Origin of the sequence: Neisseria sp. HMSC078H04, from assembly GCF_001838135.1 — a bacterium.
Taxonomy (GTDB): domain Bacteria; phylum Pseudomonadota; class Gammaproteobacteria; order Burkholderiales; family Neisseriaceae; genus Neisseria.
Genome location: NZ_KV835826.1, coordinates 1 through 7,336 on the forward strand (window position 1 = coordinate 1; position 7,336 = coordinate 7,336).

A 7,336-nucleotide genomic window follows, 5' to 3' on the forward strand; every position below is an offset into this window, starting at 1 on the left:
GACGGTGCAACTGGTGCCAAAGGCGATACCGGTGCAACTGGTGAAAACGGTAAGAACGCTGAAGCTGAAGTTAAAGACAACGGCGACGGTACTCACACTGTAACCATCAAAGACGGTAACGGTAACACTACTACTACTGTCGTTAAAGATGGTGCTACTGGTGCAGACGGTAAGAATGCTGAAGCTGAAGTTAAAGACAACGGCGACGGTACTCACACTGTAACCATCAAAGACGGTAACGGTAACACCACTACTACTGTCGTTAAAGATGGTGCAACCGGTGCAACTGGTGCCGACGGTAAGAATGCTGAAGCTGAAGTTAAAGACAACGGTGACGGTACTCACACTGTAACCATCAAAGATGGCAACGGTAACACTACTACTACTGTTGTTAAAGACGGTGCTAAAGGTGATACTGGTGCTAAAGGTGATACCGGTGAAAACGGTAAGTCTGCTGAAGGTAAAGTTGAGCGTGATGAAGCTAAAGGTACTTCTACCATCACTATCAACAACTTCGATAAAGACGGTAAAGTCATCTCTACTACTACTGCAACCGTGAAAGATGGTAAGGACGGTAAAGATGGTAAAGATGCTGATGGCACCTTCGGCCTGGTTGACGAGACTGGTACTACTGACGGCTCTATCTCCAAAAAACTGAATAACACTATTCAGATTAAAGGTGATGCGGGTACTAAAGTTCAAGTATTCGACAAAGCAACCGGTAAGACTTCAGAGAAAGAAGTTCAAAACATCTTCGTTAAGAAAGACGGCGATGCGCTGAAAGTTAGCATGAACCCTGATCTGACCGTTAACAGTGTTACTACTAACGAACTGAAAGCAGGTCCTGTAACCATCAACCAAGGTGGTATCGATGCCGGCAACACTACTATCCAAAATGTTGCTCCAGGTAAGAAAGGTACCGATGCGGTTAACGTTGACCAGCTGAACCAAAAATTCGGCGATGTGAACAGCAATGTGAACAAGGTTGACAACAACGCCCGCGCAGGTGTGGCTCAAGCTCTGGCTACTGCTGGTCTGCCACAAGCTTACTTGCCAGGTAAGAGCATGCTGGCTATCGGTGGTGGTCACTACCGCGGTGAAACCGGTTACGCTGTCGGCTTCTCTAGCATCTCCGATGGTGGTAACTGGATCATCAAAGGTACTGCTTCCGGCAACTCACGTGGTCACTTCGGTGCTACCGCAGCAGTTGGTTACCAATGGTAATCTGACTTTCAGACGGCCTGAAAAGGCCGTCTGAAAAGACGAAGCAAAGTAAATGCGGCCTATTTAGGCCGCATTTTTTTATGCTTAGATTATGTTTTGGGTTTATTCGATGAATTAATCGTGATAGTAGCTAAAGAGAAATGAATATATCTTTAGCAGTCTGTTGTAATTTAAAAGGCCGTCTGAAAATGGATGTTTCAGACGGCCTTTCATTTATTCGCACTATATGGCATTAGTCCCAAATATTTGCGCGTTCTACTTCTTTCCATGCGTCTAGAATCAGGCTGCCGTCGTTGTCTTTTAGCAAGGTGGCATCTGAGAGCATACGGCGCCAAGTGCGGGCATTTTTTAGGCCGTGCATTAAGCCTAGTGTATGGCGGACGATATGGCGCAGGATAGTGCCTCGTCCTAAGGCGATTTGTTCGCGACTGTATGCGTATAGCCAAGCCGCTAAATCTGCGTATTGGATTGGTGCGTGTGCGTCGTTGTAAAACAGTGTATCCCAATCGCGCATCAGCATTGGATTGTGATAAGCCTCGCGCCCGATCATGACACCATCGACAAATTTCAGATGTTCGGCGATTTCTTCATTGGTGGTGATGCCGCCGTTAATCAAAATTTCTAAGTTGGGAAATTCTTGTTTCAAACGGTACACGTATTCATATTTGAGTGGCGGGACTTCGCGGTTTTCTTTCGGGGATAAACCGTCCAACCAGGCATTACGCGCATGGACGATAAATGTGCGGCAGGCTGTTTTTTCGCGTAATGTTCCCACAAAATCTGCCACGACTTGATATTCTGTTTGTCTGTCTACACCGATGCGGTGTTTGACCGTCACCGGAATTTCAATTGCATCCTGCATCGCATTCAAACAATCTGCCACCAAATCTACATCATTCATCAGGCAGGCGCCGAAAGCACCTTTTTGAACACGTGGGCTGGGGCAACCGCAATTTAGGTTGACTTCATTATAGCCATACGCCTCAGCTGCTTTAGCGGCGATTGCCAAGTCATGCGGATCTGAACCGCCAAGCTGTAAAGCTACCGGCTGCTCGTCTTCGTTGAAACTTAAAAAACGGTCTTTATCTCCATGAACCACCGCGCCTGAATTGACCATTTCGCTATAAAGCCAAGCATTGCGCGTAATTTGTCGCGCCATAAAGCGATAGTGTCTGTCTGTCCAATCGAGCATGGGGGCAACAGACAAGCGGCGTGAAGGTAGGGAAGAAGCAGACATTGAGATGGCTTTCAAACAAAATAATGCATTATATAGTGTATCAAATTGACTTTCGATATTAGCAGTAAATCAAAATGGTATATAAGGTGTTGTAGCTGAGGCTAAATCCATTCATGGTGGTGGAAATCCAATATTCAGACGGCCAAATAAGTTTTAAAATACCAAACAGCAAACCATTAGAATGATAAGGAAAAAAACATGGCACAATTTTTCGCCATCCATCCCGATAATCCCCAAGACCGCCTCATCAAACAAGCCGCCGACATTGTCCGCAGTGGCGGCGTTATCGTTTACCCTACGGACTCCTGCTACGCGCTGGGTTGCAAACTCGGCGACAAAAACGCGATGGAGCGCATTCTTGCGATTCGTAAAATCGATCAAAAACACCATCTGACCCTGATGTGTGCCGATTTGAGCGAATTGGGGACTTACGCCAAAGTAGATAATGCCCAATTCCGCCAGCTCAAAGCAGCTACGCCCGGTAGCTATACCTTTATCCTACAGGCAACCAAAGAAGTGCCCAATCGTACGCTTCATCCCAAGCGTAAAACCATCGGCCTGCGTGTTCCCGATAACGCCACTGCCTTGGCGCTTTTGCAAGAATTGGGCGAACCTATTTTAAGTTGCACCCTTATGCTGCCCGAAGACGAAGAGCCGTTGACCGATCCATACGAAATCCGAGACCGTCTTGAGCATGCTGTTGATTTGGTTATTGATGGCGGCTGGTGCGGCACTGAGCCGACAACGGTTATTGATATGACCGATGGTACCGAGTTGATTCGTCAAGGCAAGGGCGATATTGCTGTATTCGGTTTGTAAAACCATCCGCGTCTGTATAAGTAGGGATATGCGTATTCTTTCTATGATGTATTAAAAGCATATTGCCAATTTTATTGATAGCTCAAAAAACAAATTATTCAATTAAGCAATTGTTCAAAATCATTTCATCAAAGGCCGTCTGAAATCTTTCAGACGGCCTTTCCCATTTTTTTAAAAAATAATTCATTTTAAATAAAATTCCGGGCAATTGGCACGTTGCTTGCATGATTACTGTGATTGCTGATGACTTGTCGACGGAATACAACATTACGCTTATTAATAAAAACATGACCGGAGAACTTTTGATGATTGGTTTTTCTGTTCAAACGTCATGATTTTGTTTAAAAATTAAAGATAATCGGTTGATATTTTAGACTAGCGGATATTTTGTAAGTATGAAATACTATATCGTTGCGGGATAGTCAAAATCCTAAATTTCGTCTCAAAGTGACAATAAACGTCAGCTTGAGATAAGCATTTTGCTGGGAAACCCCGCATAAATTCTTAAAGTAGCGTCATGCTCATGCTCACGCTTTTACCTATCATAAAAAGAGAAAGACACACCTATGAATAAGATATTTAAAGTTGTTTGGAACCGTACGATTCAATCTTTTGTCGTAACTTCCGAATTGGCCAAAGGCCGTGTGAAATCGTCTGCCGAACAAAACAGTGCAGATGTATCTGCCGAATCCGGTAAAAATGGTATCGCGACAGTTTTCAGATTGACAGTGATTTCGGCAGCTCTTTTGGGTGCAGGTAATTCGTATGCGGCAACTGCGGGACGAGGACAAATTGCGGTTGATCCTCCGACCAGTGCTACTGCGGTTAGTGGTGCAACAGCGACCGGTATTGGTGCGCTGTCAATAGGAGCATCAGCCAATGCTACGGCTAATGGTGCAGTTGCGGTAGGTACGAGTGCAAATGCAACACATAATAACAGCCTGGCCGTGGGTACCAATGCTAAAGCTACTCAAACTCATGCTGTTGCAATGGGTGCAGATACAAGTGCAAGTAGTTCATATGCAACAGCGATAGGTAAAAGTGCCAATGCTGTTTCTGTAGATTCAACAGCATTGGGTGCAGATTCCAAAGCAAATGGTACGCAAGCGACAGCGGTAGGTAAGAATGCTCTTGCTGATAATACGAGCACAACAGCATTGGGTAATTCGGCGCAAGCATTTGGTATAGGCTCAATGGCTTTGGGCCAATCCAGTACATCAAGAGGTCAAAACGGCATTGCAATTGGCAGCGGCAGTCAGGCTGCAGCCAATGCGCAAAATGCCATTGCAATCGGTACCAATGCAGTGGGTTATCAAAGTGAGTCTATCGCCATAGGTAATTCAGCCCAAGCTCAAACTGGAAATACCATTGCCATCGGTAAAAGTGCAGTGGCAACTTCTCCAAGTTCGGGTAATGCAGCATCAAGTGCTATTGCACTTGGTGCAGACGCGAATGCAACCGGACTTGGTACGATTGCTATTGGACGTGCATCTGGGGTTCTTTCGCAAAATATTATGAATGTGAATGTAACGCACAATAATATTGCTATTGGTAATACGGCTCGAGTAGGCGATTCAAGTAGTCCTAAGATAACTCAGTCTATTGCTATTGGTTCAGGTAACCGTATTGATCCACAGGGCAGACCTGAGGGTGCATGGGCAAAGGGAGACCAATCTATTGCGGTTGGTGGTAATGTCGTGGCTAATGGTAATTCATCTGTTGCTATTGGTGGTGATGATTTAGATTCGGTAGGTGGTACTCGATATTCTGGCAATGCAACGGATAAATTCATCAACTATAATGAAAAAGGTGCAAAGACCGGTGAATATACGCTGAGCGGTAAAAGTCTGCGTGATATTTATAAAGAGATGACTGGTGATACGATGTATGGCGGTTCTTATGGTAATACTATTGCCGGTCAAGGTTCTGTTGCATTAGGTGTGCAGTCTAATTCATCTGCCGATTTGTCTCTGGCTATCGGTACCAAATCTCAGGCGACTGCCTTTGGCGGTGTAGCTTTGGGTACAGGTGCGAAGGCTACTTTGCTGAACTCTGTAGCTTTGGGTACGGCTTCTAAAACCGATAAAGAAGGTAAGGCATACGTTCAACGCGAAATCATGGGCGAAACCTACACTTGGGCAGGCGGTCAAACTACCGATGCCGGTGATGTTGTGTCTGTTGGTTCTAAAGGTTATGAACGTCAAATCATCAATGTATCCCCCGGCGATATTTCTGCTACTTCTACTGATGCCATCAACGGCTCTCAACTTTATGGTGTATTGAGTGCAATTGAGCGTGTCCGCTATTTCTCTGTTAAGTCAGAAGAAGGCAAAACTGACGGTACGAAAAACTGGAATAATGACGGCGCAAAAGCAACCAATTCGATTGCCATCGGACCAAATGCAGCAACAAGTACAGGTGCGACGGGCAGTGTTTCCTTGGGGCATAATTCCAACGTACTTGGCGAAAATTCTGTTGCTGTTGGTCCAAATGCAACGGTAACTTCGGGAACTGTGGGTGCTGTTGCCTTAGGCTCTAATGCCAATTCCCGCGGTACAGGTTCTATCGCCATAGGTTTGAATACAGAAAATAATTACAATTACTCTGTAGTCGTCGGTGCTCACAGTAGAGCCAACTACCAAAATGCAACCGTTGTCGGTGCAAGGGCAGCGGCACAAAATAACGGTACGGCAATGGGCTTTTTGTCAAATGCAGTCGGTGATGATTCTGTTGCAATCGGTCATCAGGCGCAGACAACGCAAGCTTATTCTATCGCCATTGGTAAGCAGGCAAACAGTTCAGGCCTTTATTCCACCGCTATTGGTTCCTTAGCCCAAGCTGCCGGACAGAATAGTTTTGCCGGCGGTAATAATGCAAAAGCAACTGGAAGCGATTCAGTTGCTTTGGGTAGTGGCGCGACGACTACGATCGGTAGCTCTGTTGCATTGGGTAATGGTGCTGTCGGTGCCGCCAATAATTTTGATGCAACAGCTAAAAATGCCTCATTCAAAAACGATAGTGGCGCTGCGACCAATGTCAGCTATGCTGCTTCTTCATCCTCTACAACAGGCGCGGTTTCTGTAGGCAGTGCAGGCAATGAACGTCAAATCCAGAATGTTGCCGCAGGTCGTATTTCCGCCACTTCGACCGATGCGGTCAACGGTAGCCAGTTGTACACAGTTATGAACAATGTTGGACACAATATCCAACAAAACGGTACAGACAAATCTCGTATTAACAACAACGGTACAGTCAACTACGCCGATGGCAACTTGACGACCGTTGCGGTCACCGATGGCGAGAATGCGTCAAAAGTTCAAATCAATGTCACTCAAGGCACATTGTCTGTCGATAATAATGGCACAGTGTCCGCGCCGACTGCCGGTGTGGCAACTGCCGGCGATGTAGCTAATGCCATCAATAATGCCAAAACCACAACCAAGGTGGCGGCAGGCAGCAACACGCATGTCAATAAGACAACTTCAGGCAAAGAAACCACTTATACCGTCAGCGCAGATAAAGCAACGGTACAAGTTTCCAATGCTTTGAATTTGACCTCCAATGCTACAACTGCAGCCGATGGTGCAGTAACAACTGATTACAGTATCGATCTCGCTCAAAGTACTAAAGATAATATCCAAAAAGGCGTAGACGCCAAAACCACCGTTGACACCAAAGGCCTGACCTTCAACGGCGACAGCGGCAGCACCAATGTCGAAAAACTCGGCTCCACCGTGACCGTTGCCGGTGACGACAACATCACGACTGAAGCCCAAGGCGATACCGTTACCGTCAAGCTGAACAAAGACCTGGTAGTAGACAGCGTCAAAGCCGGCGACACCACCGTTAACAACGACGGTGTAAAAGTAGGCGATGATGTTGCATTGACCCAAGACGGCGTTAAAGCAGGTGACGTCAAACTGACCAAAGACGGATTGAACAACGCAGGTAACAAGATTACCAACGTAGCCGCCGGTACCGACGATACCGACGCCGTCAACTACGGTCAGCTGAAAGAGACCAACGCCAATATCGCCAAAGGTCTGAACATTGCCG

At 46.2% G+C, this 7,336-nt stretch carries 4 protein-coding genes; 3 read left to right on the plus strand and 1 reads right to left on the minus strand.

All coding sequences use genetic code 11. The annotated features are described in order from the left end of the window. The coding region (locus tag HMPREF2560_RS04125) for a YadA family autotransporter adhesin (protein WP_210400411.1) at positions 1-1,224 on the plus strand (1,224 nt) is incomplete at its 5' end. Positions 1,225-1,456: 232 nt separating this feature from the next. On the opposite strand, the gene dusA is transcribed toward HMPREF2560_RS04125, so the two are convergent. After that, the gene (gene dusA / locus HMPREF2560_RS04130; RefSeq protein ID WP_141748433.1) at positions 1,457-2,467 is read right to left on the minus strand and encodes a tRNA dihydrouridine(20/20a) synthase DusA; all 1,011 of its coding nucleotides are present in this window, start codon (positions 2,465-2,467) and stop codon (positions 1,457-1,459) included. A 192-nt stretch (positions 2,468-2,659) separates the two neighbouring features. On the opposite strand from dusA, the gene HMPREF2560_RS04135 reads away from it, so the two are divergent. Continuing rightward, positions 2,660-3,280 (plus strand): L-threonylcarbamoyladenylate synthase, encoded by a 621-nt coding sequence (locus HMPREF2560_RS04135; RefSeq protein WP_036491940.1) that lies wholly within the window; start codon positions 2,660-2,662, stop codon positions 3,278-3,280. Positions 3,281-3,846: 566 nt separating this feature from the next. Then, positions 3,847-7,336: ESPR-type extended signal peptide-containing protein (locus tag HMPREF2560_RS04145; protein WP_210400412.1), on the plus strand; the 3,490-nt coding region annotated here is incomplete at its 3' end.